23 protein-coding genes and 2 tRNA genes are annotated in these 26,973 nt (G+C 59.4%); 16 read left to right on the top strand and 9 right to left on the bottom strand.

Annotated elements, in window-relative coordinates; genetic code table 11:
• Nucleotides 1-15 precede the first annotated feature (15 nt).
• From L8K08_RS16435 to L8K08_RS16420, 4 genes are all read left to right on the top strand, one after another.
• Entirely contained in the window at nt 16-2,232 is a 2,217-nt protein-coding gene (locus tag L8K08_RS16435) for an AsmA family protein (protein WP_242198727.1), read from the top strand.
• Complete coding sequence (mutY, locus tag L8K08_RS16430) at nt 2,229-3,296, top strand: A/G-specific adenine glycosylase (protein WP_106577464.1); 1,068 nt, start codon at nt 2,229-2,231, stop codon at nt 3,294-3,296. Before L8K08_RS16435 ends, mutY begins: the two co-directional genes overlap by 4 nt.
• Nucleotides 3,293-3,565 (top strand): oxidative damage protection protein, encoded by a 273-nt coding sequence (locus tag L8K08_RS16425; RefSeq protein WP_106577463.1) that lies wholly within the window; start codon nt 3,293-3,295, stop codon nt 3,563-3,565. Before mutY ends, L8K08_RS16425 begins: the two co-directional genes overlap by 4 nt.
• A 103-nt stretch (nt 3,566-3,668) precedes the next feature.
• Nucleotides 3,669-3,744 (top strand) — tRNA-Phe (locus tag L8K08_RS16420).
• A 146-nt stretch (nt 3,745-3,890) separates the two neighbouring features.
• On the opposite strand, the gene L8K08_RS16415 is transcribed toward L8K08_RS16420, so the two are convergent.
• On the bottom strand, nt 3,891-5,498 hold the full coding sequence (locus tag L8K08_RS16415; protein WP_242198725.1) for a hypothetical protein: 1,608 nt from the start codon (nt 5,496-5,498) through the stop codon (nt 3,891-3,893).
• A gap of 88 nt (nt 5,499-5,586) precedes the next feature.
• Nucleotides 5,587-6,552 (bottom strand): arsenic resistance protein, encoded by a 966-nt coding sequence (locus L8K08_RS16410; RefSeq protein WP_242198723.1) that lies wholly within the window; start codon nt 6,550-6,552, stop codon nt 5,587-5,589.
• A 170-nt stretch (nt 6,553-6,722) separates the two neighbouring features.
• Here L8K08_RS16410 and L8K08_RS16405 point away from each other — a divergent pair, with 170 nt between their 5' ends.
• Entirely contained in the window at nt 6,723-7,631 is a 909-nt protein-coding gene (locus L8K08_RS16405) for an alpha/beta fold hydrolase (RefSeq protein WP_242198721.1), read from the top strand.
• 72 nt (nt 7,632-7,703) lie between these two features.
• Complete coding sequence (locus tag L8K08_RS16400; RefSeq protein WP_145159861.1) at nt 7,704-8,117, top strand: hypothetical protein; 414 nt, start codon at nt 7,704-7,706, stop codon at nt 8,115-8,117.
• A gap of 140 nt (nt 8,118-8,257) precedes the next feature.
• Here the strand turns inward: L8K08_RS16400 and gabP are convergent, their stop codons facing one another.
• Nucleotides 8,258-9,649, bottom strand: a complete 1,392-nt coding sequence (gene gabP / locus L8K08_RS16395; protein ID WP_145159859.1) for a GABA permease — start codon at nt 9,647-9,649, stop codon at nt 8,258-8,260.
• Between the two features lie 554 nt (nt 9,650-10,203).
• Between gabP and L8K08_RS16390 the strand changes: the two genes are divergently transcribed.
• From L8K08_RS16390 to L8K08_RS16370, 5 genes are all read left to right on the top strand, one after another.
• Complete coding sequence (locus L8K08_RS16390) at nt 10,204-10,977, top strand: ABC transporter ATP-binding protein (RefSeq protein WP_106577457.1); 774 nt, start codon at nt 10,204-10,206, stop codon at nt 10,975-10,977.
• Between the two features lie 13 nt (nt 10,978-10,990).
• Nucleotides 10,991-11,743 carry an ABC transporter substrate-binding protein gene (locus L8K08_RS16385; protein WP_003187758.1) on the top strand — a complete coding sequence of 251 codons (753 nt, stop codon included), beginning with the start codon at nt 10,991-10,993 and terminating at the stop codon, nt 11,741-11,743.
• A gap of 73 nt (nt 11,744-11,816) precedes the next feature.
• A complete protein-coding gene (locus L8K08_RS16380; RefSeq protein WP_119738133.1) occupies nt 11,817-12,509 on the top strand; it encodes an ABC transporter permease in 693 nt (230 codons plus the stop codon).
• The gene (locus L8K08_RS16375) at nt 12,509-13,198 is read left to right on the top strand and encodes an ABC transporter permease (protein ID WP_106577455.1); all 690 of its coding nucleotides are present in this window, start codon (nt 12,509-12,511) and stop codon (nt 13,196-13,198) included. Before L8K08_RS16380 ends, L8K08_RS16375 begins: the two co-directional genes overlap by 1 nt.
• Nucleotides 13,179-14,366, top strand: a complete 1,188-nt coding sequence (locus L8K08_RS16370) for a methyltransferase (RefSeq protein WP_242198719.1) — start codon at nt 13,179-13,181, stop codon at nt 14,364-14,366. Before L8K08_RS16375 ends, L8K08_RS16370 begins: the two co-directional genes overlap by 20 nt.
• Before the next feature lie 239 nt (nt 14,367-14,605).
• On the opposite strand, the gene bcsQ (L8K08_RS16365) is transcribed toward L8K08_RS16370, so the two are convergent.
• Together bcsQ (L8K08_RS16365) and bcsQ (L8K08_RS16360) are read right to left on the bottom strand one after the other, a co-directional pair.
• Complete coding sequence (gene bcsQ, locus L8K08_RS16365) at nt 14,606-15,511, bottom strand: cellulose biosynthesis protein BcsQ (protein ID WP_242198717.1); 906 nt, start codon at nt 15,509-15,511, stop codon at nt 14,606-14,608.
• Nucleotides 15,512-15,696: 185 nt separating this feature from the next.
• Nucleotides 15,697-16,677 (bottom strand): cellulose biosynthesis protein BcsQ, encoded by a 981-nt coding sequence (gene bcsQ, locus L8K08_RS16360; RefSeq protein WP_242198715.1) that lies wholly within the window; start codon nt 16,675-16,677, stop codon nt 15,697-15,699.
• Nucleotides 16,678-16,998: 321 nt separating this feature from the next.
• On the opposite strand from bcsQ (L8K08_RS16360), the gene L8K08_RS16355 reads away from it, so the two are divergent.
• From L8K08_RS16355 to L8K08_RS16345, 3 genes are all read left to right on the top strand, one after another.
• Nucleotides 16,999-17,232, top strand: coding sequence for a DUF2790 domain-containing protein (locus tag L8K08_RS16355; RefSeq protein ID WP_242198714.1), 234 nt, complete (start codon nt 16,999-17,001; stop codon nt 17,230-17,232).
• Between the two features lie 127 nt (nt 17,233-17,359).
• Nucleotides 17,360-17,435, top strand: a tRNA-Thr gene (locus L8K08_RS16350).
• A gap of 293 nt (nt 17,436-17,728) precedes the next feature.
• Nucleotides 17,729-18,748 carry an acyltransferase gene (locus tag L8K08_RS16345; protein WP_242198712.1) on the top strand — a complete coding sequence of 340 codons (1,020 nt, stop codon included), beginning with the start codon at nt 17,729-17,731 and terminating at the stop codon, nt 18,746-18,748.
• Nucleotides 18,749-18,982: 234 nt separating this feature from the next.
• On the opposite strand, the gene L8K08_RS30290 is transcribed toward L8K08_RS16345, so the two are convergent.
• Nucleotides 18,983-19,105, bottom strand: a complete 123-nt coding sequence (locus tag L8K08_RS30290) for a hypothetical protein (protein WP_262208080.1) — start codon at nt 19,103-19,105, stop codon at nt 18,983-18,985.
• 181 nt (nt 19,106-19,286) lie between these two features.
• Between L8K08_RS30290 and L8K08_RS16340 the strand changes: the two genes are divergently transcribed.
• Nucleotides 19,287-21,416: a M48 family metallopeptidase gene (locus L8K08_RS16340; protein WP_242198709.1), complete on the top strand. Its 2,130-nt coding sequence runs from the start codon at nt 19,287-19,289 to the stop codon at nt 21,414-21,416.
• A 73-nt stretch (nt 21,417-21,489) separates the two neighbouring features.
• Here L8K08_RS16340 and L8K08_RS16335 read toward each other — a convergent pair whose 3' ends face one another.
• Nucleotides 21,490-22,806 (bottom strand): OprD family porin, encoded by a 1,317-nt coding sequence (locus L8K08_RS16335; protein ID WP_242198706.1) that lies wholly within the window; start codon nt 22,804-22,806, stop codon nt 21,490-21,492.
• A 410-nt stretch (nt 22,807-23,216) separates the two neighbouring features.
• Here L8K08_RS16335 and L8K08_RS16330 point away from each other — a divergent pair, with 410 nt between their 5' ends.
• Nucleotides 23,217-25,304 (top strand): TonB-dependent siderophore receptor, encoded by a 2,088-nt coding sequence (locus L8K08_RS16330; protein ID WP_242198703.1) that lies wholly within the window; start codon nt 23,217-23,219, stop codon nt 25,302-25,304.
• Nucleotides 25,305-25,387: 83 nt separating this feature from the next.
• On the opposite strand, the gene L8K08_RS16325 is transcribed toward L8K08_RS16330, so the two are convergent.
• Both L8K08_RS16325 and aguA read right to left on the bottom strand, forming a co-directional pair.
• On the bottom strand, nt 25,388-25,600 hold the full coding sequence (locus L8K08_RS16325) for a hypothetical protein (RefSeq protein WP_145159843.1): 213 nt from the start codon (nt 25,598-25,600) through the stop codon (nt 25,388-25,390).
• 234 nt (nt 25,601-25,834) lie between these two features.
• On the bottom strand, nt 25,835-26,941 hold the full coding sequence (gene aguA / locus L8K08_RS16320) for an agmatine deiminase (RefSeq protein WP_145159841.1): 1,107 nt from the start codon (nt 26,939-26,941) through the stop codon (nt 25,835-25,837).
• Between the last annotated feature and the right edge of the window lie 32 nt (nt 26,942-26,973).

The raw sequence follows: 26,973 nt of genomic DNA, 5'->3' as shown, positions 1-26,973 counted from the left end.
TACAAGGACTCGCCCATGAAAGCGTTCGGCAAAATCCTGGGTCTGGTACTTCTCGGGCTGTTGCTGATCATTGTGGCCCTGGGCTTTGCCCTGACCCACCTCTTCGATCCCAACGATTACAAAGACGAGATCCGCCAGATTGCCCGCGACAAGGCCCACATCGAGCTGACGCTCAATGGCGATATCGGTTGGAGCCTGTTCCCCTGGCTGGGCCTGGAATTGCACGAAGCCAGCGTCGCGACCATGACCAACCCGACTCAGCCGTTTGCCGACCTGCAGATGCTCGGCCTGTCGGTGCGCGTGCTGCCGCTGCTGCGCCGTGAAGTGCAGATGAGCGATGTGCGTGTCGAAGGCCTGAACCTGCGCCTCAACCGCGACAAGCAAGGCCACGGCAACTGGGAGGACATCGGCAAGAACGTGACCGAGAAACCGGCCAATGCGCCGGTGCCTGCCCCCGCGGAAACGCCGGCCGAACCTGAACCGGAAAAACCGCCAAAACCGATCCGCCTGGACATCGACAGCCTGACCATCAACAACGCCCGCGTTGAATACAACGATGAGCAGACCGGCAAACAGTACAGCGCCGAAAGCATCCAGTTGAGCGCCGGTGCCGTGCACGAAGGCGCAAGCATTCCGCTCAAACTCACGGCATTCCTGGGCAGCAACCAGCCGCTGATGCGCGTCAAGACCGAGTTGAACGGCAACCTGCGCATCCAGCGTGCGCTCCAGCGCTACCAGTTCGAAGACATGAAGCTGAGCGGCGAAGCCACCGGCGAGCCGCTGCAGGGCAAGACCGTAACGTTCTCCACCCAAGGCCAACTGCTGGTGGACTTGGCGGCCAACATTGCCGAATGGACCAACCTTAAACTCTCCGCCAACCAGCTGCGCGCCTTGGGCGAACTGAAGGTCAATGACCTGAACAAAACCCCACAGCTCAGCGGCGCCCTGTCCATTGCCCAGTTTGACCTGGCCAAGTTCCTCGACAGCGTCGGCCACCCGTTGCCACCGATGGCGGCGGGCAGCCTGAGCAAAGTTGAACTGGTCAGCCGCCTCAAAGGCACGCCTACCAGCGTGGCACTGGAAGACTTGAACCTGAAACTCGACAGCAGCACCTTCACCGGCCGCATCGCTGTAGAGGATTTCGCCAAGCAATCCCTGCGCCTGCAACTCAAAGGCGATACTTTTAACGCCGACAACTACCTGCCGGCCAAGTCCGAAACCGCCAAAGGTGCAGCGGCCGCACGCCAGGCCGAAGTGCAGAACAGCGAGGCCGGCGCCATGGCCGCCGGTGGCACCACACCGCTGCCGGACGCACCAACCAAAGGCGCGTGGAGCACCGACAAGCTGTTGCCACTCACGCGTCTGCGCACGCTGGACGTGGACGCCGACCTGGCCTTCGGCCAACTGACCCTGAGCAAGCTGCCGATCCAGAACGCTGCACTCAAAGCCTCCGGCGTCGATGGCCAGCTCAAGCTTGATACCCTCAGCGGCGGCCTCTACAACGGCACCTTCCAGGCCAACGGCACACTCGATGTGCGCCAGGACATCCCGGTGCTGGCGCTGCAAACCCACATCAAGCAAGTGCCGGTTGAGCGCATCCTGCAAGCTCAGGGGCAAACCCCGCCGGTAAAAGGCCAGATCACCCTCGACAGCAACCTCAACGGCCGTGGCAACAGCCAGAAGGCGCTGATCGACAGCCTTAACGGCACTGCCAGCTTTGTGATCAATAACGGCGCGCTGCTCAACGCCAACATTGAACAGCAACTGTGCACCGGCATCGCACTGCTCAACCGCAAGACCTTGACCACCACGCCACAAGGCAAGGACACGCCGTTCCAGGAACTGCGCGGCAACCTGACCTTGCGCAACGGCGTGGCCAGCAACCCGGACCTGAAAGTGCGTATCCCGGGCCTGACAGTCAACGGCAACGGTGACATCGACCTGCGCGTGCTGGGCATGGATTATCGCGTCGGCATCATCGTTGAAGGCGATACACGCGACGTGCCGGACCCGGCCTGCCAGGTCGGCTCCAACTTCCGGGGCATCGAAGTGCCGCTGCGCTGCCGCGGCCCGCTGGAGCTGGGCGCCAAAGCCTGCCGCCTGGACAAGGACGGCTTGACTCAGGTTGCGGTCAAAGCCGCCGGCAACAAACTCAGCGAGAAGCTCGAAGAGAAACTCGACAAGGTCAACCCGCAGTTGAAAGACGCCCTTAAAGGCCTGTTCAAACGATGAGAAACGAGCAGTTTTCACAGGCAGTGCTGGACTGGTACGACCGCCACGGTCGCCATGACCTGCCCTGGCAACAGGGCATTACGCCTTACCGGGTGTGGGTCTCGGAGATCATGCTGCAACAGACCCAGGTCAGCACCGTGCTCAATTACTTCGACCGGTTCATGGCTTCCCTGCCGACGGTCGAAGCCCTGGCCGCCGCGCCGGAAGACGAAGTGCTGCACCTGTGGACCGGCCTGGGTTACTACACCCGCGCACGCAACCTGCAGAAGACCGCCAAGATCGTCGTCGCCCAATACGGTGGCGAGTTTCCCAAGGACGTCGAAAAGCTCACTGAACTGCCCGGCATCGGCTTATCCACTGCGGGTGCGATCGCCAGCCTGAGCATGGGCCTGCGGGCGCCCATCCTCGACGGCAACGTCAAGCGCGTATTGGCGCGCTTTACCGCGCAAGAGGGCTACCCCGGCGAGCCCAAGGTCGCCAAGCAGCTCTGGGCTACCGCAGAGCGCTTTACGCCGCACGATCGCGTCAACGCCTACACCCAGGCGATGATGGACATGGGCGCCACGCTCTGCACCCGCAGCAAACCCAGTTGCCTGCTGTGCCCGCTGGAAAAGGGCTGCGAGGCGCACATGCTCGGCCTGGAGACGCGCTACCCAATCCCCAAGCCGCGCAAAACCATCCCGCAAAAGCGCACGCTGATGCCGATGTTGGCCAACGCCGAGGGCGCAATTCTGCTTTACCGCCGCCCTTCCACGGGCCTGTGGGGCGGTTTGTGGAGCTTGCCGGAGCTCGACGACCTCCAGGACCTGGAACACTTGGCCAACCAGCACGCGCTCGCGCTGGGCACGCCGCATGAACTGCCGGGGCTGATCCACACCTTCAGCCACTTCCAGCTGGCCATCGAACCCTGGCTGGTCCAGGTCGAGGAATCCGCCCATCACGTGGCCGAGGCCGACTGGCTCTGGTATAACCTCGCCACCCCGCCGCGCCTGGGCCTTGCCGCCCCGGTGAAAAAACTGCTGAAGCGCGCGGCCGACGTATTGAACGCAGGAGTTCCGTCATGACCCGCACCATCATGTGCCGCAAGTACCACGAAGAATTGCCTGCCCTGGAGCGCGCACCGTTCCCCGGCGCCAAAGGCCAGGACATCTTCGACAACGTCTCCGCCAAAGCCTGGGCTGACTGGCAAAAACACCAGACCCTGCTGATCAACGAAAAACGCCTGAACATGATGAACGCCGAAGACCGCAAATACCTGCAGGGCGAGATGGACAAGTTCTTTTCTGGCGAGGATTACGCCAAGGCCGACGGCTACGTGCCGCCTGCTCAATAATTGATCAAAAACCGGGGTCGGCACGTAAGCGACGGTAATAATTAAATATTTTTTGAAAACTTGCTTGACGACCCCCTGAAAAACCCGTTTAATGCGCCCCGTTGCCCAGATAGCTCAGTCGGTAGAGCAGGGGATTGAAAATCCCCGTGTCGGCGGTTCGATTCCGTCTCTGGGCACCACTAATTAGTTTCAGGTGGTGCAAACGTCATCTGAAACACACAAAAAACCCGCCAAGTGCGGGTTTTTTGTTGTCTGGAATTTATGCGTCCCACCCAGGGCGATCCACTATCGCCCCGAGCCCATGCAACGGCAGTAAGCCGCCCGCCTACTTCAGCAAAAACACCATCAGCGGATTATCGTTCAGCCGCCCTTCAAAGCTTGGCGCTTGCTGCTCCATCGACGTCCCTTTCAACAGCGCTGCCTCCTTGCGCGGCACAATCACCCAGGATGGCCGTGGCAACGTGGTTAATTGTTCAAGCTGATTATCAGCGACGAACAGCGGCTGCTCATCGTGATCCAGGTTCATCATGTAGCGCACCGCCCAGGTATCGCGCCCCAGATTGACGAACACCAAGGGGCCTGGCTCGGACTCACGCAGCGCTTCAACCTGGCTGACAAACTTGCGCGTATCAAATTGCAGATCCTTGGCGGGGTCTATCACCACCACCAACAGCAGCCACTGCGCCGCCAGTGCGACCACGCTAAGCCACACCAACCGCAATGGACGACGCCAGGCCATCAGCGCCGCCACTTGCAACACCAGCAGCGCGCCAATCATCAGCGGTAACGAAACCTCAGGCCAATACCCGTGCTTCTGCCAGGCATGCCGACACACAAACAGCACGACCACGCACAACGCCGGCAGCGCCGCGACAAGCCCTTCATAGCAGCGGCGCACGCCGATCAGCCAATGTTGCGCCTGAAGCAGCCCATAGGCGGCGACAGCGGCAAACATCGGCACCATCGGCAGAATGTAATAAGCGCGCTTGAAGTGCGGTACCGAAAGCCCAAGCAAAATCATCAAGCCACAGGCGCCAAGCCGTACCACCAGCTGGATATCGTCATTGACCCAGCGCTCAGACCAGCGATGACGCAGCGCAATCATCGTGGCCAGCGCGAGCGGAACCACCGGGAAGTAGCGGTACAAACTGAGCTTGAAGTAGAAGTAAAACGGCTCGCCACTCTCATCGAGGCGGCCGCTGACCTGCATCCTGAACACCTCATCGGCAAAGGCGTCGCCGCCGCTGAACCGCGCCAGCTTCATCAACACCCACCAGCAGGCAACCAATAGCGCCAGCGCCACAAAACCGTGAATCAGCACCTGCTTGACGCGCTGCCCCGGCCGGCCGAGCGCCCAGTACACGCACACCACGCCACACACCTCGATCAACCCAAGCGGCCCACGAATCGCGAACGCCAGAATAAATAACGGGAACACGGCAAGCTGCCGCACCCGCGACCCCATGCGCTCGCCGCTGTGCAGCAGGTAGAAACTGCCCACACACAGCAACGCGATCATCAGGTCCAGGCACACCGAGCGCGACTTATCGAGCAATTGGGTGGTGAGCAGCGTCAGCAATACCGTCAGCCACGCCCAAGGTCGGCTCAATGGCACCAGCAAGCGATAGATCAGCGCGATCATGCCCGCCGAGGCAAGCGCCGTCGGCAGGACATTCGCCAGGTGGTTGGGCGCCCCGAACAAGCGTGCAAACACGAAGCTGAAAAAGGTCGCGGTCCCCGGGTAGTCCGGGTAAGGCTGACCGTAGGTAGTCGGAAAAAGACTCGCGCCATGGCGAAACATTTCTTGCAGAAACAGTGCCCAACGCCCGTCAAACCCTTGGGGTTGCTCATCCCAGATGCCCAAGGTGAACAGCAGTAAAGCGATCAGAAACAGGCCCAGGGACTCCAGGCGAAAACGGCTGCGGTGATCCATCGAATGTCCTTTCAGGTAGGCTGCGCCGACTCCATGGTGCCGACTCAGCTCCTGAATAGCGCCTGAACAAACCCAAACATTTATGGATTTATCGACCAGCGCGCCACACCAGTGCCGGAATCAGCCGGATGTAGACTAGCTCGCCCATCAGCTCAACGAGGGTTTGCAGAATCACCGCCGTTGCAGCCAGCCCGCGCACGTCTTCCGGCAAAGCCAGCGCAAGGGGCAAGACCACCAGAGAATTGCGGGTCGAGGCACTGAACGTGACCGCCCGCGCGGTCACAGCAGGCAACGCCAACAACCGAGCAGCCAACGCACCCATCAACGGCGCCAGCAACAAGAAGCCCACGTACACCGGCATCAGCGGCAACAGCAAACCGATATCGCGCACCACCGAGGTGATCTGCGAGCTGATGACCACAAACAGCACCAGCGCCATCGCGGGCACCGGCAGCCAGGCCCAGGCGTCGTTCCACACATTGATCACGCTGGAGCGCCGCGCCAGGAATGTCGTCAGCACCGCCAGCATCATCGGCAGCACAATCAACAGCACAAACGCCTCCACGAACGGCTCTACCGCCACCACGACAGCGGATTGCGCGCCCAGCATGAAACCCAGGTACACCGGCAACAGCACCAGTTGCAGCAGCAACAGCACCGGCGTTGCCGCCAGCATCAGCCGCGAATCGCCTTTACCGATGTGGGTAAACACCACCACGTAGTCGATGCACGGCGTCAGCAACACCAGCAATGCACCCACCAACAGCGCCGGGCGCTCCACCAGGCCACGGGTCAACGCCCACACCAGCAGGGGCACCAGGATGAAATTGGCCAATAACAGCGCCGAGATAAAGCGCTTGTTGCCCAAACCCTGGCGCAGCTCCAGAAACGGGATTTGCAGGAACATCGCATACATCAGCACCGCGATGGCGGGCGTCACCAGCACGCCAAGACCGTGGGCTGACAGCGGCGCAAGCACGCCGAATGCCGCCGCCAGCAGGACGGCAACGAAGTAGATGGGGATCTGACTGTGTTCGAGGGTGTCGCGGGTCATGGACTGACTTTGGCTGATGAACAGATCGCAAGCCTAAGCACTCAGGGGGGCGAGGTCGAGCATCGCGATATTTGTTACGCCCCTGCCGCGCTAAATTTGTTAATTTCGGTTTCTTATAAAAGCGCGTGGCCCTACAGCCCACACCAAAAGCGCAAGGATCAAGCCGACCTATGAACCTGCCCACTCGACCAGCCCCGGAAGCATTCCGTGAGCCCGCCAACGACGGCTATCCCATCGGCGGCTTCACCTGGCGTCATATCAGAACCGACCCGATACGCCCGGTTGTCATCATCAACGCCGCCACCTCCGTACGCTGCCGCCACTACTCTCGCTTCGCCGACTACCTGTTTGCCAATGGCTTGGACGTCATCACGTACGACTACCGAGGCATAGGCGAGTCCCGCAGTGGCTCGCTGCGCGGCTTCAAGGCGTCGTGGTCGGATTGGGGCGTGCTGGATTTCGAGGCGATGCTGCAGCGCGCGCAACGGGAGTTTCCAGGGCAGCCGATTGATGTGGTCGGTCACAGCTTTGGAGGCTGTGCGGCGGGGCTTGGCGCCTCCGGCGCGGTGATTCGACGTATCGTCACAGTCGGCGCGCAGTTTGCGTACTGGCGCGACTATGAGGCCAGCGGGCGCTGGCGCATGTTTGCCAAGTGGCATGTGGTGATGCCGCTGGTGACCGCGCTGTATGGCTACTTCCCCGGCAAACGCCTGGGCTGGCTGGAAGACACACCGGCCGGCGTGGTGCACGACTGGGGCACGCCAACCCCCCGGTACGAGACGCGCCCCAGCGGGCGGGCGCTAAATGAGCTGCCGTTTGCCCGCGTGAAGGCGCAATTGCTGGCGATCAGCATCACCGACGACCCGTTTGGCACGGTGGCGGCAATTGAGCGGCTACTGGGCTATTTCGAACACAGCGAGCGCACGCATCTGCGCATAGCTCCTGAAGATATTGCCGAAAAAGCCGTCGGGCATTTCGCCTTTTTCCGCAGTGAATATCAGGACCGGCTGTGGCCGATTGCACTGGCGTGGCTGCAACACGGTGAGTTGATGCAAGGCGCTCCCGGTCAGCGCGTTTAGAATCCCTTGGGATTTACCCCCAACCTGCGCTTCAATACCCACCCAGACCCAGTACCCAAGGACGTTGAGCCCATGGCCTCGCCGAACAAGCAGCAAAAACGTGCCCACCGGGCAAAGGCCAAGGCCAAGCAAAACCGTACCCAACGCAGCGTTGCGACCAAGCCGGATGCGTTCGCCGGCGATGACAGCCGCATTGACCTTGAGTCGGTAGATTTGACCGAGTTGTTTATGGAGATGCGCTCCGCGGGCGAAACCAGCCAGCAGGCACTGTGTGCAGTATTCCTGGCGCACCCGTTGCTGGCGCTGGTGCTGGAGCAGGAAGGCGAAGAAGAGGCCACTGACTTCATTCTCGCGGCACTGATCGAGTACCGGCAGTGGGCGACGGACAGTGATGATGAAGCGGCAGCGCTGGCGTGGATCGAGTCGCCGCAGTTTCAGGCCGATTACGTGGCGGCCTCCCAAGCGCTCGCCAACTCAGCAGACTGACGCAAAACCAAATGTGGGAGCGGGCTTGCCCGCGAAAGCGGTGGATCCGTCGCCAGATGTGCTGGCCGATCTACCGTAATCGCGGGCAAGCCCGCTCCCACATTTGAATTGCGGTGCATTGCGCACCGCATTTCATTACATCAATTGAGTACGGCAGCGCCTACCTTCTGCGCCTTGCGACGGCTCGCCACAAACAACCCCGCCAGCACCACCAGCAAGCTCAAAATCCCGGTCGCAATAATCTCGACCCGGTGCGCTTCCTGGAACAGCATGATGGTCAGCGTGCCGACGATGAACACCATCACCGCATAGGTCAGGCCAGGGAACAGCCACATCTTGAACACAATCTTCTCGCCCGCAGCCGTGCGCTTCTGGCGCATGCGCAGTTGCGACACCGCGATCACCAGGTACACCAGCAAGGCGATGGCGCCGGAGCTTGCCAACAGGAACTCGAACACCGCCGCCGGGGCGACGTAGTTGGCGAACACTGCCAGGAATGCCGCGCCAGTGGACAACAGCACCGCGCAGTAAGGCGTGCCGCTTTTGTTGGTGCGCTTGGACATCGCCGGTGCATCACCGCGACGACCCAGGGAGAACAGCATGCGCGAGGCGGTGTACAACGCCGAATTCAGGCAGCTGGTCACGGCAACCAATACCACCAGGTCGACGATCAGCTTGGCGTTCGGAATGCCCATGCGTTCCAGCACAGTCTGGTAGGAACCTACGGCCGCCAGGGTCGGATCGTTCCATGGCACCAGCGACACAACAATGAAGATCGACAGCAGGTAGAACAAACCAATCCGCCAGATCACCGAGTTGGTGGCCTTGGTGATTTGCTGGCCAGGGTTCTTCGATTCGGCCGCAGCGATGGTAACAATCTCGGTGCCCATGAACGAGAACATGGTGGTCAGGATGGCCGCCAATACCGCGCCCATGCCATTAGGCATAAAGCCCTGGGTGTCGAACAGGTGTGACACGCCGCTGACCTGACTGGTCGGCAGGAAGCCGAAAATCGCCGCCAGGCCGAGGATCACAAAGCCCACAATCGCCACGACTTTGATCAGCGCAAACCAGAACTCGAATTCACCGTAGTTTTTCACGCTGAACAGGTTGGTTGCCGTGAGCAGCAACGTGATGATCAGGGTAAAGGCCCAGATCGCCACATCGGGGAACCATGCATTAAGGATGGTCGCAGCAGCGTTGGCTTCCAACGGAATCACCAGCACCCAGAACCACCAGTACAACCAGCCAATGGTGAAACCGGCCCAATGGCCAATCGCGCGGTCGGCGTAGGTGGAGAACGAACCGGTATCCGGTGAGGCTACCGCCATCTCGGCGAGCATGCGCATCACCAATACCACCAACGTACCCGCAGCGGCGTAAGCCAGCAGTACGGCCGGGCCGGCGGCAGCAATCGCGTGGCCGGAGCCAACAAACAAACCGGCACCAATGACGCCGGCAATCGACAGCATGGTGACGTGACGCGGTTTGAGCCCCTGTTCGAGGTCATTGGAGCTTTGCGTACTACTCATTGACACACCTTTACGAGGAATTGCGAAAACGGTCCGCCCGGCCTGCGATCTTTCTCGTGAAAAGAAACCAACGGGGCGTTCTTTATTTTTTACGCAAGATTTGCGCCAAAATATTACAGAGCCGCGATTGACGCGGGCTGTAGGACAATTCAACGTGCGCTGCAAGTCATTGAGAACAATGGCATTCCGCTATAGCGTTACCGTGCGACCCACAATCCAGACGGTCATGCGCACCAAAAACACACACAAAAAGTGCGTGACGCCCCACAAAAGGGCTGATATGGACCGTTTGCCCGGTTAACCCTTCCAACACCCGCCCAAAGCTGGCACCATCGCGCCCTTTTTTACGCAAAGCCTGTGGATTTCTCGGGTTCAAACGTCTGTAGGTTGTTGATGGCGCGACACGCTGCTGCGCCGATGCGACACCCTGCCGCAGGCCACCCGCTAACCGTCCGCAGCGCTGTTGGCTGCCATCCGAACGCTATGCTAGCTTGGCGCCTCGCCAGGAAGGCGGCCCAACAGCAGGAATGCAATGAACACAATGAGGACCGCACATGGCCGAGGCCGCGCCCGCGCTTGAAATCCGCAACTTGCATAAACGCTATGGTGAGCTTGAGGTACTTAAAGGTATCTCGCTGACCGCCCGCGACGGCGACGTGATCTCGATCCTGGGTTCCTCCGGTTCCGGCAAGTCCACCTTCCTGCGCTGCATCAACCTGCTGGAAAACCCGCACCAGGGACAGATCCTGGTCGCCGGCGAAGAACTCAAGCTCAAGGCCGCGAAAAACGGCGAGCTGATGGCCGCCGACGGCAAACAGATCAACCGCCTGCGCAGCGAAATCGGTTTTGTGTTTCAAAACTTTAATCTGTGGCCGCACATGAGCATCCTCGACAACATCATCGAGGCGCCCCGCCGTGTGCTCGGCCAAAGCAAAGCCGAAGCCACGGAAGTGGCCGAAGCCTTGCTGGCCAAGGTCGGCATCGCCGACAAGCGCCACGCCTACCCTGCGCAACTGTCCGGTGGTCAGCAGCAACGGGCGGCCATTGCGCGCACCCTGGCCATGCAGCCCAAGGTCATCCTGTTCGACGAGCCGACATCGGCGCTTGACCCGGAAATGGTCCAGGAAGTACTTAATGTGATCCGCGCGCTGGCCGAAGAAGGCCGCACCATGCTGTTGGTCACCCATGAAATGGGCTTTGCCCGTCAGGTGTCCAGTGAAGTGGTGTTCCTGCACCAGGGCCTGGTCGAAGAGCAAGGATCGCCACAGCAGGTGTTTGAAAACCCGCTTTCGGCGCGCTGCAAACAATTCATGTCCAGCAACCGCTAACGGAGCAACATGCATGCAGAACTATAAAAAATTCCTTCTGGCCGCGGCCGTTTCGATGGCGTTCAGCGCCACGGCCATGGCAGAAACCTTGAAGATGGGGATCGAAGCGGCCTACCCGCCCTTCAACAATAAAGACGCCAGCGGCAACGTCGTCGGCTTCGACAAAGACATCGGCGACGCCCTGTGCGCGAAGATGAAAGTCGAGAAGTGCGAAGTGTATGTGTCCGACTGGGACGGCATCATCCCGGCCCTGAACGCCAAGAAGTTCGACTTCCTGGTGTCCTCGCTGTCGATCACCGATGAGCGCAAGCAGGCCGTCGACTTCACCGACCCGTACTACTCCAACAAGCTGCAATTCATCGCGCCTAAAGCGACTGCGGACTTCAAGACCGACGCGGCCTACCTGAAGGGCAAGGTCATCGGTGCACAGCGCGCGACGCTGGCCGGTACTTACCTGGAAGACAAGCTGCCGGACACCGAGGCCAAGCTTTATGACACCCAGGAAAACGCCTACCTCGACCTGACGTCCGGCCGCCTGGACGGCATCCTCGCCGACAAATACGTGCAGTACGAATGGCTCAAGAGCAAAGACGGTTCGGCCTATGAATTCAAGGGCGACCCCGTTGTAGAAAGCGACAAGATCGGTATCGCCGTACGCAAGGGCGACCCGCTGCGCGAGCGCCTGAACAAAGCTTTGGCAGAGATCAAGGCAGACGGCACCTACAAAAAGATCAACGACAAGTACTTCCCGTTCAGCATCGAATGATCTGAACGGCCTGCCCGACGCGCTGCTTGAGCGCGTCGGCTTTTAGCAATGCCTGCCGCGATATGAAAACACCATGAATTTCGATCTCTACGGATTCGGCCCGGCGCTCGCCGCCGGCGCGCTGATGACCGTCAAACTGGCGCTCACGGCTTTATGCCTGGGGCTGGTGCTGGGCCTTGCCGGCGCCTTGGCCAAGACATCGCCCTACAAGCCGTTGCAATGGCTTGGCGGCGTTTACTCGACCATCGTTCGCGGCGTGCCGGAACTGTTGTGGGTGTTGCTGATTTATTTCGGCACGATCAACGCGATGCGCAGCCTGGGTGAAATGCTCGACATTCCCGACCTGTCGCTCAGCGCGTTCGCGGCCGGCGTGATCGCCTTGGGCCTGTGTTTCGGGGCCTACGCCACCGAGGTGTTACGTGGCGCGATCATCGCTATTCCCAAGGGCCATCGCGAAGCCGGCGTCGCATTGGGCCTGTCGAAGTTTCGCATCTTCACGCGCCTGATCATGCCGCAGATGTGGCGCATCGCCCTGCCGGGCCTGGGCAATCTGTTCCTGATCCTGATGAAAGACACCGCGCTGGTCACGGTTATCGGCCTGGAAGAAATCATGCGCCACGCCCAGATCGCGGTCACCGTCACCAAACAGCCGTTCACCTTCTATCTGGTCGCCGCGTTCATTTACCTGGGCCTGACGTCGCTGTCGATGGTCGCTATGCACGTGCTGGAAAAACGCGCCGCCCGCGGCTTCGTGAGGACGACGTAATGGAATGGGAAGTCATCTATAAGTGGCTGCCGAAGTTTATCCAGGGCGCCATTCTGACCCTGGAACTGGTTGGCATTGCCGTGATTCTCGGGCTGATCCTGGCGATCCCGCTGGGCATCGCTCGCTCATCCAAGCGCTGGTATGTGCGCTCGCTGCCCTACGCGTATATCTTCTTTTTTCGCGGCACCCCGTTGCTGGTGCAGTTGTTCCTGGTCTATTACGGCCTGGCCCAATTCGATGCCGTGCGCGCAAGCTTCATGTGGACGTATCTGCGCGACCCTTTCTGGTGTGCCACGGCCACCATGACCCTGCACACGGCGGCTTATATCGCCGAAATCCTGCGCGGCGCCATCCAGGCTATCCCGCCGGGCGAAATCGAAGCAGCTCGCGCGCTGGGCATGTCCAAGCCGAAAACGCTGTTCTATATCATCCTGCCGCGTGCGGCCCGCATCGGCCTGCCGGCCTACAGCAACGAAGTCATTTTGATGCTCAAGGCAAGCTCCCTCGCGAGCACAGTGACCTTGCTGGAACTGACCGGCATGGCCAGGACCATCATTGCGCGCAACTACCTGACGGTTGAGATGTTCTTCACCGCCGGCGTGTTCTACCTGCTGATTTCCTACATCCTGGTACGCGGCTTCAAACTGCTCGAACGCTGGTTGCGCGTCGATGCTTGCCAGGGACGTTGAGGCGCGCTTCGCGGCGCTGGATGCGTTCCTGATCGAGCACCAAGGGCTGTGGCGACCACGGCCTTTCACGCATCTGCAATTACCCTGGGAATGCGAGTATCCCGAGCTTGGCCAGTGGTTACGCCAGCGCACTTTGGCCGATGCCGAAAGCTGTCACAACTGGCCTCACGCGCTGCCGGCGCCCGCGCCTTTTCCACAGCTGGCCGAACAGGCGCTGCAGCTCAGTGCTGTGGACAGGTTACCGACACAGGCGCTGGAGCCGGCGCGTCATCGACTGAATGTCGACGTACCGGGTCGCAAGTGGCAACAGATCGAAGCCTTCGGTGCCGCACTCAATTTCACTCACACGCCCGGCCATTGGCTGGACTGGTGCGCCGGCAAAGGCCATCTTGGCCGCCGCCTGCTGCAACCCGGCCAGCAGTTGACATGCCTGGAATACGACCCGGCGCTGATTGCCTCCGGCCAGGCATTAAGCGATCACCACCGCTTGCCCGTCACTCATCGCCTGCAAGACGTGATGGCCCAGGTGGCACTCAGCCCCGAACACACACCCGTCGCCCTGCATGCCTGCGGCGACCTGCACGTGCGCCTGCTGCAACTGGCCAGCGCGGCCGGTTGCAAGCAGCTGGCACTGGCGCCCTGCTGTTACAACCGCATCAACGCTGACAGCTATCAAGCCGTATCCGGCACCGCACGCGCGTCGCAATTGCGGCTGTCGATTGATGACCTGGGCCTGCCGTTGAGCGAAACCGTGACTGCCGGCAACCGCGTACGCCAGCAACGGGATATCTCCATGGCCCGACGCCTGGGCTTCGATCAGTTACAGCGGCAATTGCGTGGCTGCGACGACTATTTGCCCACGCCTTCCTTGCCCGCCCGCTGGCTGGATCAACCTTTCGCAGACTATTGCCAAGCGCTGGCGAGCCTAAAGGGCTTATCCACAGGTGAACAGGATTGGCAGGCGCTGGAAGCGCAGGGCTGGCGCCGGCTGGCCGAGGTCAGAAACCTGGAGTTGGTCCGTGGGTTGTTTCGGCGCCCATTGGAAATGTGGCTGGTGCTGGACCGGGCACTTTTTCTGCTCGAACAGGGCTATAACGTTGAGATAGGCAGCTTCTGCGACGCCACGCTGACCCCGCGCAATTTGATGGTGGTGGCTGAGCGCGATTAAGGGGCAAATTTCCTACACGCGCCCTGTGGATAAGTCTGTTGATGAATTCTTTACGAGCGCTGTAACTATCAGCGCTACAGGCCAAAAGCCAAGCTGGTCATTTTTTGTTCACATTATAAAGTGCACGCAAAACAGGCAGTTGCAGCGTGTTGAGAACGGCTCCGCAAAATGGCTGTTTCGTGACACGCACGACCAACCGATTGTGCATAAGCATCTGGCGTAACGCGTATAAACCACGCTTAAGCCGTTCTTTTGGGCGCCTTCAACAGCTGGCAAATTTCGTTGATATCGTCGCTGGCCAGGTGTTTCGCAACGTTATCCAACGGGTCGGCAGCAAACGCCAGCGCCTCGTTGATCGCCATGTCACGGTGAACCTCCAGCGGAGCCTTGCCGAGGTGCTGTTTGAAGGCCTCAACCATGTCCAGGCTGAAAGCATTGCTCTCATCCACCTGATTGACCACCACATGCACGGCAGGCGGGCGTTCACCGGCAAGGTGCGGCGCAAGCAATACATCCAAGTGATCGAGCGTGCCAAGGCACGCGGCATCCGCCTGCACAATCACCAACACCACGTCGGCAACGTTCAGCGCTTGATGAAAGTAGACGTTGTTGCCAGCTGGCGTATCGATGATCACCGTTTGCCGCTCGCTCAGGCCCAGCGATAGGAGACGTTGAGCCAGCCAGGTCGGCTCGTGTTTGAGCCAGCGCTCGAGATTTTCCTGCTGCTGAACATCGATATCGCCAAAGGTAAGCACTTGGCAACCGGCGAAACCGAGCTGTTGCAACGGGCTCCACTGCCCATGCTCCAGGCTGGTGCGGCCGATACCGGGAAGCGCCGCACTGACGCCAAAGTGATGGTGCAAGGCGTTCTGCGGGTCCAGGTCCAGCGCCACTACTGATTCGCCATGACGCTGCAGGCCGCTGCTCAGGGCTGTGGCCAAGGTGCTTCGGCCGACACCCCCATTCATCGACACCAGCGCGACGATTTTCGGGCGCAGTGCTGCCAGATCAACGGCGTGAGCGTGTGCGTGGGGGGATGGGTCAGCAGGCACGCTGCCGAAAAAGTGCATGCGCGCATTGATGCCTTGGGCATCGTGGGTGACGTTTTTGCCGAACAACGTCAAAAGCTCTTCACTCAGGCTCATGGCCTACTCCTCACGACGCATCGTAAAGACGTGAAGTTCGGCAAGCAGGCACTTACCGCAGGTCTTATTATTGGCGTCTTAGTGACGCATTCTGTGACAGGTGTGGCGAAGTGTCATTATTTTGATGTTTTGACTGGGTGTTTTTTAGACAAACGGTAAATAGTCAAATAAATGGCCGTTCGCCTTTAGCGCATTCTCGCGCTCAACGCCCGACACAGCGCATTCACGTCTTGGCATCCGGCGCTATCAAGCACGGGGTCGAGCGGGTCTCGCCCGTAAGCCTGCGCCTCGCTGAACGAGGGATCGCGTTGAACCGTGCCCAACACGGCATCACCCAGGCGCAATTTGAAAACGCCCGCCATGTCCTGGCTGAACGCGTGACCGCCGTCCACCTGATTGATCACGTAAAACCGTTGAGGCGGCGATTCACTTGCAAGGTAGGGCGCGAGTACTTCGTCCATCTTGGCCAATCGGCGAAACGAAGCCGCGTCCGGCTGAACCACCACCAGCACCGCATCCGCCACCGACATTGCCTGGCCGAGATACACCGTGTTGCCCGCAGGGACGTCGATGACCACCGTGTCCTGGCAATTGAGCCCGAGGCCGGCCAAACGCTTGCCGAGAAATTCGAGATCCTGCCCCAGCCAACGATTCAGGCTTTGTTGCTGCACGGCGTCGGTTTCACCAAAGCTGACCAGCCGGCACCCGGCAAACCCTCTTTTGGGCAAGGCTTGCCAGGTTTGATTGAGCAAGCTGGTCGCCCCAAGGCCTGGCAGATCAAACCCCGGGCACAAGTGATGACGCAGCGCGTCTTGCGGGTCCAGGTCCAGCGCCAGCGCTGGATGCCCCTGACGCTGCAAACCGCTGGCAAGCGCGGCGGCCAACGTGCTGCGCCCCACGCCGCCGGTAGCAGAAACCACAACCACCACCTTGGGCACCGAGGCGTGCGAATACACCTCGCCGCCCGGGCTTTCTACTACTTGGGGTGGGGGAACAGAGGCGGCCGTCCCTTGGTTCAATTGATCCAGCAAACGCTGTAAAGGCTCGGCCACCGAGGGCTCGCGCAAAGAGGGTTCAGCCAGCGCGGTGTAAAGTTTTGAAATGTGATCTGCACGCCCCACTGACTGCTCCTCCCGTTCTAATCGCCGATCAATTAAGGCGCGCATTGTGTGATATCACACTGATGGTGTCAGTATTTTGGTGTTTGTAACAATTTTTTTTCAGATGAGCGGCATGGCGCCATTTTTATGGCTTTAAGCCAATATCTACATATTTCTTTTTAAATCAACTAACTAAAAATTATTTGTGTGTTTTTTGATCATTTTTTATTTCATGTCAAACGCTCTCAAACCTCTTTCGTATCAGCGAGCACATAAACGTCAGGCCAACACATAACGAGACAAAACCAAAGCTGCGAGACACAGCCCAGATACCTGCAAGGCATTCAATGACCTCAGCCCACCATTGACGCCCCAGAGGACAGCACCATGACCCCGCACAACTGGAAACACTGCGTCGCCTTAGGCCTGCTTGCCTTGACCTTCGGCGCTCATATCGACGCAAGCCAAAAGCCGGACATTCAGCGCGCATTGTCAACCACCGAAGACGCCCGCTCAGGCTGCGGCGTAGTGAATGCACGAATGACCTACCTGGATTCGAAAGGCCGGACACAGGTGTTGGAGTACATGAAATTTACCGACACTTGCGGGGACGGAAATTGAGGCTGATTTGAGGCCCCGCAGACGACGAAAAAGCAGTGATCGCAAAAAAACCTTCGCCTCTGCAAAAATAGTCAGAATTCAGGGGTTTACAGATGCTTGCCAATCGCTATAATCGTCGCCCTAACACGCCGGTATAGCTCAGTTGGTAGAGCAACTGACTTGTAATCAGTAGGTCCCGGGTTCGACTCCTGGTGCCGGCACCATATAAGACGAAGCCCTCACAGCAATGTGAGGGCTTTGTTGTTTCTGGCGTAAGCATCAGCGCCCTCGCTACACACACAGCTGGCCACATCGACTGTGATGTCGTTCGTCTCTGCGCTCATTCGTGCCCTCGCCCTTGGCTGAGGCCTCACCCCTATCAATAGCTTTTGGTCCGGCTGAAAAACGACTTTGCCCTACCGAATGATTGATGGAGAATGCGCCACGGCAAGGAACGCTGCACTTGAGCGGCCCGTCATGCACACATTTCATCATTCAATTACCAACGGAGCGGTGCGTGATTAATCGCGACAATTCATTCGACCTGATCAGGCACCTAGCGGCGCTGGCAGTTCTTGTAAGCCACCACTACGTACTTTCCGGCCAGCAAGAACCCATGTTGCAGGGCTACAACTCGTTAGGGGCGATTGCCGTATTGGCATTCTTCGCCATATCCGGCTTCCTCATCACTCAAAGCTTTCTAAATACTCGCAGCTTCTACCACTACATGGAGAAGCGAATCGCGCGAATTTTTCCTGCCTTGATCGCCTGTGCATTTGTGATGGTGTACCTCTGCGGGCCTGCATTCAGCAAAAACGGTTGGGGCTATGCATTCAGCCTGGAGTCTTTGACAGACTTTTTGAAAGTGTCGGCGTTTGGCCGCGCGGACATAGGCGACATTACCAGCACCTTCATATTTAAAGATTCGTTCAACGGAAGCTTGTGGTCGCTGAAAATTGAGTTTGGCTGCTACGTGCTGCTCGCGTTGGCGCTACTGGTATTGCGCAGGGCAGCCGTGCCGCTGATCATCGCACTTGCCTTTTGCATAACCACCTACCTATGCAGCACGTCAGCACACCCGATGGCGCCGAAGCTACTGGTGTACTCAACCGTTGGGATTGCATTCTTCGTAGGGTCTTCGCTGTATTTCTATCGAGCTGCATTCAGCAGCGCGAAAGCGAAACTATTGATCGGCATTCTGTCGGCAGCACTTATTCTGGTCTCCCTGAACACACCGTTGGTTATGGTGTTTGCAAGTATCGGGGTAAGTCTTCTGGTGCTGTCACTTGGGACGTTGTGCAAAGACCGAATCATTAAATCTCGATTCGATATTTCGTATGGGATGTATCTCTACGCCTTCCCCGTGCAGCAACTCATGATCAATACGACGGCACTGAGCTTCTACGCTTCAATGCTGGCAACTGCGGCAGTTGTGATCGTGCTGGCCACCTTGTCGTGGCTGTTTATCGAGAAACCTGCACTGAACTATGTGCATCGAAAGTCCCGATACCAGGAAAGCGCTGCAACAATGGCGTAGAGCAGTTCATGCCGTGATGGTTTGGACCTCGCGGCCTGTTGCCTGGGAATCTCTGGCTTTCGACACGACTGACGCTCGGCTTCGAACTCAGCAACCGAGCCTGAGAACCCGATTTTGAGGCAGGCGCCAAAAGCGCCAGGCAGTCGTTGAACCAACGAACGTGGTAGCTCTCACTCGATAGGGGAGTCTCACCAATAACTGCAACAAATCCGCCCGTATTAACCTCCCCAGGCGTCACCCCTTGGTGATGGTAAAGGCGGTGAAGGTGTTGGAGTCGCCCTGCCATGCTGGGCAATAGGGTGTGAATGTGGTGGCCGGGGCGCTATCGCGGGTGATGCGCAGGCTGACAAAGGGCATGGCAGTGGCTCCAGTAGCCGGCCGTCGAGGTGATGGGCGGGCACGCCTGATAGGGATAAAGGTGGGCTGGAGCACTTCATTAGGGATGCGGTGTAACAGATGCATGAGGTAATACCTTCATGTAACTCGCCTGACGCTTTTTTCGGTATAACCGACACCTCTGCGTCGTGAACGGACTCCCATGAACGCCCTGAAACTGATCTGCCTGCTCGTCATTTTCCCGCTATTGCTCGCCGCCCTCGGTGGCTGGGAGCGCCAGCGTGCCGCCGAGGCGACCACGGACATCATCGTTTACAGCGCCAAGGTGAACGCTGCCAAACAGCAGTTGCAGGCGCTGGCGGCGCGAAATCCAGCGGCGCTGGTCGACCTGGGCAAAGAGAAAATCAGCGTGCAACTGGCGCTCTCACGCCTGGATAACGTTGAAGCCGAGCTGCCGACTGCTCATCGCGTAAACCGCGCCCTGCGCGAACTGGCACCGTGGGTGATCGGCCTGGGGTTGCTCGCGGCGTGCATCGGCCTGGCCGCGCTGGCCGGCACCCAGTGGGCAGGGCAACGCGCGCAGCAGTCGCGGGAGAAATTGCTGCAGGTGTTCTCCCTGGGCAGCCGGCTGTTGCCCTACGGGCTGGTGAGCCATGTGGTGGCAATGGCCGCGACGTTGGCGTTGGTGCTGATTTATGAAGGCCTGGCGATGTGGCATGTGGGGCGCCTGGGCAGCGGCGAAGTCAAGTTGATGGCAACACTGGGTGTGTTGGCCGCCTTCAGTGTGTATTCAATCTGGTCGCTGCTTAAACAACTGCGCAACATGTTGGGGATGTTCCAGCCCGAACCGTTGCAGATGTTCGGGCAGGTCGTTACACCGCAGCAGGCACCCGAGTTATGGCGCCACGTACGCGAACTGGCCGGCCAACTGGGTGCATTGGCGCCGGACCATATTGTGGTGAGCCTGGCCCAGGGCTTTTACGTGACCTCCAGCGAAGCCAATGTAATGCCCGCCGAAACGCGATTGAGCGGGCGCACCCTGCATGTGCCGTTGCTGCACCTGGGCCTGCTGAACCGCGAAGAAATCGGCGCGGTGATCGGCCACGAGCTGGCGCACTTTGTGGGTGAGGACACCGAGTACAGCCTGCATTTTCTGCCGATCTACGACGGCGTCGACCGCAGCCTGCGGGCACTGCTGGAAACCATGCAGGCCAGCGACCTGATCCAGGGTTGGCTCATGCGCCCTTCGTTCATGTTCGGCCTGTTTTTCATGCAGCGGTTCGATCACGCAGTGAATCACTGGAGCCGAGAACGCGAGTTACTGGCGGACGCTGCCGGCGCGCGATTGGTGGGCAATGCGGCGGCGGCCTCGGCGTTGTTGCGAATCTCGGTACTGCATGCCCACATCGAGCAGGCTTTGCTGACGCTCTGTGACACGGCCACAGAGGATGACTTGCCCGGCGCGGTGCTGACCGCATTGCGCGACACACCCTTGCAGCTGCCGCCCGAAGCGCTGGACATTCACCAACCCCACCCGACCGACTCTCATCCCTCAAATGGCGAACGCTTGCAAGCCTTACAAGTGCAGGTGGAAGACGCCGTGCACCGCGCCACGCGTGCGGTGGATGTAGACGCTGCGAATGCGCAGATCGATGCGTGTTTCAGCGCGCCGCTTAGCGTGCGAGTACAACTTTCCCGCGATCTGAATGCGCTGGCAGAGGCCGAAAACACTGAGCAAACCGAGCTGTTGGAAAGCATGGTCACGTCCACCACAGGCGAATGCTCGCTGCATGAAGGCGGCCGGTGGCGCGGCACGCTGATGGCGGTGTTGGCAGTGCCGTTTGTGTTGCTGGGGTTGGCCATCATGAGTCGGCCCTGGCTTTCCCCGGAAAAATTTAAAGGCACCCCGCTATCGGCCGTGGGTGCGGGCGCGGCGATCGGCAGCATCGCGCTGATCTTTTTATGGATGGGCATCCGCCGCTTCAAGCGCGCACCGCAAACCGCGCTGCGTCTGACGCCGGAGCATTTTGTGTTCGCCAACCTGACGCACCCCTTGCCCATCGAACACATCGCCGATGTCAGCCTGCAATTTTCCCAAGGCGTGTGGGTCACGGTAGAACTGACGCCCGAAGCGCCATTACCCGAGCGACGTAAAACCGCGTTCGGCGTACCCGGAGCAAGGGTTAACAAGAAGAAACGCCAAGTGCTGCTGCAGATGGCGCAACTGTGCATCGATAACCAGAAAATCGAGCCCTACGAAGGGTTGGCGATGATGCTCAACTACCTGAATGCCTCCCTCGCCCGCAAAATTTTGCACAGCCGCCCAGACTGAAGTACAGGCATAAAAAAACCCCGAACCAGTCGGGGTTTTTTATCGCCTGAAATCAGACGCGACGCCAAATCAATTAGAAAACGTTGATCGGGTAGTCGGCGAACAGACGGATTTCGTTACCGCCTACGTTGTAGTTGCTGGCGTTGCTGGAGACGCGCAACCAGGACGCACGAGCGCGCAGGCTCAGGTCTTTGGCTGGGCCGCTTTGAACGACGTATTTGAACTGGTTGAAGATTTCACGCTCGGTGCCACTGCCGCGGTTGGAACCGTCGTCAATGTTGGTGCCGCGCACGTAAGCAATATTGTAGGTCAAGCCAGGCACGCCGAAGGCGCTGAAGTCCAGGCCGTAGCCTGCTTGCCAGGAGCGCTCGTCCTTACCGTTGAAGTCGGACCAGTAGGAGTTGGCCAGCAAGATGGTGTTACCGCCATCGCCGATGCCGCCAGCGTTGCGGTAGCCGCCGTACAGATAACCGGTGTCGCCGGTGCTGCGCTGGTGAGCAACGGTGAAGCTGTGCGGGCCAACCGCCCAGGTCGCGCCCAGGCTCCAGATTTTGTTGTCGCGAGCGTCGGCGTCACCTTGGTTTTCCAGGGCGAAGCTCTTGTCCAGCTTGGTTTTGTAGCCGTTGAAGTCAAAGGTCAACGATTGCTTCTCTGGCAGGGCCAGTACGTAGTTGACGTTGACGTATTGCTTCTTCAGCACGTCTTGCATGTCGGAGGCGTACAGCGCGGCCGACAGGCTTTCGGTGAATTTGTAGCTACCACCGATGTAATCAATGCTTTTCAGGCGACCGCTGTCGGTGCCTTCGGCGCTCTTGCGCGCTTCCTTGGTGAAGTGACCAGCGTCCAGTTGCAGGCCGGCGATCTCTTTGGAAACGATCGAGGTACCCGTGTAGGTTTCCGACAACAGGCGGGAGTTGTCGTACTGCAGAACAGGGACTGCCGGGAACTGATCACCGTACTTCAGCACAGTGTTGGAAACCCGGAATTTGACGGCTGCGCCGCCCTTGGCCAAATCGTCGGCCGGTGCGCCGTTGCGAGCGGTGCCATCCGCGCGCGTGGTGGCTGCGCCTTCTTTAAAGAAGTCGATACCGCCCGCGCCAGCGCGGCCTCGGCCACCATCCAGGCGAATGGCGTATTGGCCGATCACGTCCACACCCACACCGACGGTGCCTTGGGTGAAGCCGGATTCGAACTTACCGATGAAGCCCTGGCCCCACTCGGCTTTGTCTTGCTTGCCGTTTTTGTAGTCACGGCTGATGTAGGCATTACGGGCTGCGATGTTCAGGTGGCTGTCGTCAACAAAACCCTTGGATTGCTCCTGGTCGTTTGCCATTGCCTGAGTAGCGCTCAAAATCCCCAGAGCGATCAGGCCCATCCGTTGCTTCAACATTTCTTATATTCCTTATTACTGGTTGAGTACGCGCTGTGACACCAGGCTCCGTGTCGCTTTTCTGGTGTCGAATTTTTCCGGAAAAAACAAAGCCCGCGGACGACTGAACTGCCGCGGGCCTTTTTTTATTGGATAAGTCATGGCGGTTAGCCACAGGCGTTGGGCGCAATCCTATGCGCGCGTTGAACTATGTGTCAATTTCGTGAATCGTCTGTATTTAGGCGAAATAATTCTAAGCAACGGCCTACAGCGCCTGCATGAAAGACAGAAAATCACTCAAAACCGCAAAAAAAACACATCGAGTAACACTTTCCAGAGCCTACATCTTTGGGAATGCATAACGCGCGCAAATGCAAAGCATTACCATTAACGCGCACATTCCTTCCCGAACTTTTTGGATAGATTCCTTCATGCCTGTCTCTCGCCTGACGCCCATCACCCTTGGGCTTTCTGCTCTGCTGTCTGCTGGTTTTGCGTGCGCCGCAACGATTTTGCCGGAAACCTCGATCAGCACCGAAGTTGACGAAGACGACCCACGCCTCAAAGAGACCCACACCGCCACCCGCACTGCCACGTCTGTGCGTTATGTGCCGCAGGCCATCGATTCGGTAAAAACCGAAACCCTGCGCGCCTACGGCATCAACGATCTGGGCCAGGCGTTAAGCGGCATTCCCAACGTGAGCAGCGGCGCCGACACGCGCTTTGACAGCCTGCGCATTCGTGGTTTCGACGCAAGCAACGACTTCTACCTGGACGGCATTCGCGACGACAGCCAGTACGTGCGCGACCTGCATAACATCGAACGCATTGAGGTGCTCAAAGGCCCGGCAGCCGTGCTGTACGGGCGCGGCGGTCAGGGCGGGATCGTCAACCGCGTGAGCAAATTGCCCACCACGGGTCACACCTCCAGCATCGAAGCCCAGGGCGGCAGCGATGATTTGCGCAGCCTGTATGCCGACCTCAGCACCGACCCCACCGACGACATCAGCCTGCGCCTGAACATGGGCAACCAGGACAACAACAGTTTCCGCGACGGCGTCAGTGGCAATCGCCAGCTGTTTGCGCCGTCGATGAGCTGGCAACTGACGCCCGACCTCAATTGGTTGGTGCAATACGAATACAGCCGCTACAACCGCACGCCGGACCGCGGTATTCCTGGGGTCAACGGGCGCCCGGCAGACGTGAGCCGTAGCGCCACCTATTTTGATAGCCGCGATTACATCGACGACAAGTCTCAGTCCCTGCGCTCCAGGCTCGCTTATGAACTCAACGCCAACTGGCAACTGCGCCACACCTTGGGCGTGTTCAAGCTCGACAGCGATTTCGACAACACCTACCAGACCGGCTACGACCCGAAAACCAACAGGGTCACGCGCCAGCGCTGGCAGCAGGATTTGACCACCCGCAACGTTTTCAACAACCTCGAGCTGGAAGGCGCTTTCGATACCTTCGGCCTGGAGCACCGCCTGCTCACCGGCCTGGAGCTGGGCAGCCAGCGCCGCGACCCGAAGCTGTATACCGCCACCGCCGTCAACCGTGGCGGCCAAGCCGTGCCGAGCCTGGATCTCAACCAGCCCAACCGCCACCTGAGCCACAACGGGCCGATGAGTCTTTCAAGTTACAACCACACGGAAGTCGAAAGTCGCGCCGTGTACGTCCAAGACCAACTGCGCCTCAACGATCAATGGCAACTGCTGGCAGGCCTGCGGTATGACCATTTCGAAGTGGACACCACCAGCAAGGTGCTCAACACCCGCCAAGCTGTCGATAGCCGCAGCACCAGCCCGCGCGTCGGCCTGGTATGGACGCCGCTGGAACATCACTCGTTTTATGCCTCGTGGAGCAAAACCTTCTCCCCCGCGGGCGGTGGCCTGATCGGTATCACGCCCAACGCCGCTGGCAGCGTCAACGACCTGAGCCCCGAACTGACCAAACAGAAGGAAATCGGCGTGAAGAGTGATTGGCTCGATGACCGCCTGAGCACCACCCTCGCCGTATACGAGCTTGAGCTTTATAACCGCCGCACCAGCGACCCGCTCGACCGCACCATCACCCTGCTCACAGGCATGCAACGCTCGCGCGGTTTGGAACTGACGGCCACCGGCAAGCTCGTCGGCAATTGGTATGTGCGTGGTGGCATCGGCCTGCAGGATGCCAAAGTCGAGAAGGATAACAATGGCTTTGAAGGCAAGCGCATCAGCGATGTGGCCAAGCGCAATGTCAGCCTGTTTATCACCTGGAAACCCGAGATGGGCTGGTATGCCGAAACCGGTCTGACCCTGGTGGGTGACCGTTACGCCGACAACCTCAACTCCGTGGCGCTGCCAGGTTATGGGCGGTGGGACGCATTGGCCGGGTTCCGCCAGAAGCAATGGGACCTACGCGCGGCGCTGAACAATATTGCCGACAAACACTATTACGCTTCGGCCACCAGTGCGGCGCAGATCCAGCCGGGCGAGCCACGTAGCCTGGTTGTAACGGGCACCTACAGTTTCTAAAACCTGACACCCTCATGTACGAGCGGGCTTGGCCGCGATGCCATCGCAGGCAAGCCCGCTGCCATCGCTGATCTCAGTGCCCTTCAGTTTTTCAACAATTCACACAACGCGCGCACTTCATCCTCACTGAACAGCCCCGCCGGATAACGTTCACTCATCACACGGCGCAAGTCAGCGTGCCTGACCCGCCGCGAGCTGTTTGCCTTCAACCAGAGCGCCAACGCATGGATCGCATCACCGTTGACCCGCGTGGGGTGGAACGGACGCGTGTAGATCAGGTTGATATCGGCATTCATTTCAGCGCTCTCTCCTACTGCGTGAGCGGCTAACTTACTCAAGGTTTGTGACAGAACTGCGCAGTCATCGCCTCGAGTCACTGTGACCACACCGATACAAGAGCTATGCCAATGTCCCGTATTTATAGGCATTCGGATACAAAAAAGCCCGCGGCCGTGCAGGGCCGCGGGCTTGCTATCAGCGCTATGAAGGGGTAGCGCCGCGCTGTTGCTAAGACGCTGTTACAACTGCACTCAGTTTTTGTGCGGTGCCGGCTGTTGTTGGGTCAGGCAATGGATATTGCCGCCACCCAGTAACAGTTCGCGCCCCGGCACCATCACCACTTCGTGCTGCGGGAACAGGTTCTGCAGAATCTGCTTGGCCTGACTGTCCAGCGGGTCGTCGAAGCTTGGCGCGATGATGCCGCCGTTGACGATCAGGAAGTTCACGTAGGAACCGGCCAACCGCACGCTCGGGTTACGTTCCTGGCTACCGTCCACCGGGTCGACGCCCGCGCACTCTTCTTCAGTGGCATACAGCGGCCCCGGGATCGGCATTTTATGCACTATGAATGCGCGCCCCTGGGCGTCAGTGCTGCTTTGCAGCACATCCATGGCAGCGTGGCAGCGCGCGTAGTTCGGGTCTTGCGGGTCGTCGGTCCACGCCAGCAGCACTTCGCCCGGGCGCACATAGCAGCAGAAGTTATCCACATGGCCATCGGTTTCGTCATTGAACAGACCGTCCGGCAACCAGATGATCTTATCCACAGCCAGATTGGCGCTGAGCACCGCTTCGATGGCCGCGCGATCAAGGTGCGGGTTGCGATTGCGGTTCAACAGGCATTCTTCGGTGGTGATCAACGTGCCTTCCCCGTCCACATGGATCGAGCCACCTTCCAGCACGAAGCCTTCGGTGCGGTAGCGCGGCGCACGTTCGATCTCGAGAATCTTGCCGCCCACCTGCGAGTCACGGTTCCACGGCGCATAGAGGCCGCCGTCGAAACCGCCCCAAGCATTGAAATCCCAGTTCACGCCGCGCACTTCGCCGCTGTTGTTGATCACGAAGGTCGGGCCGGTGTCGCGCACCCAAGCGTCATCGCTGGACATTTCCACCACGCGAATATTCGGCACGTCCAACCGTGCGCGCGCGTTTTCGTATTGCCCGGCCGACACACCCACCGTCACCGGCTCAAAGCGCGCGATGGCCTTGGCCACCGCCACGTGCGCGGCCTGCGCGGGCTTACCACCCAGGCGCCAGTTGTCCGGGCGCTCAGGCCAGATCATCCAGGTTTGAGTCTGTGGAGCCCATTCGGCGGGCATGTAGAAGCCATCGGCGCGAGGTGTGCTGTGCAGGGTGGTCATGGCGTTCAGGGCTCCGAATGGGGTGAAGACCG

Source organism: Pseudomonas sp. TREG-RG-20F-10-E-6-01 (assembly GCF_022662455.1).
GTDB lineage: Bacteria > Pseudomonadota > Gammaproteobacteria > Pseudomonadales > Pseudomonadaceae > Aquipseudomonas.
This window is presented reverse-complemented; position numbering and strand designations above follow the sequence as displayed.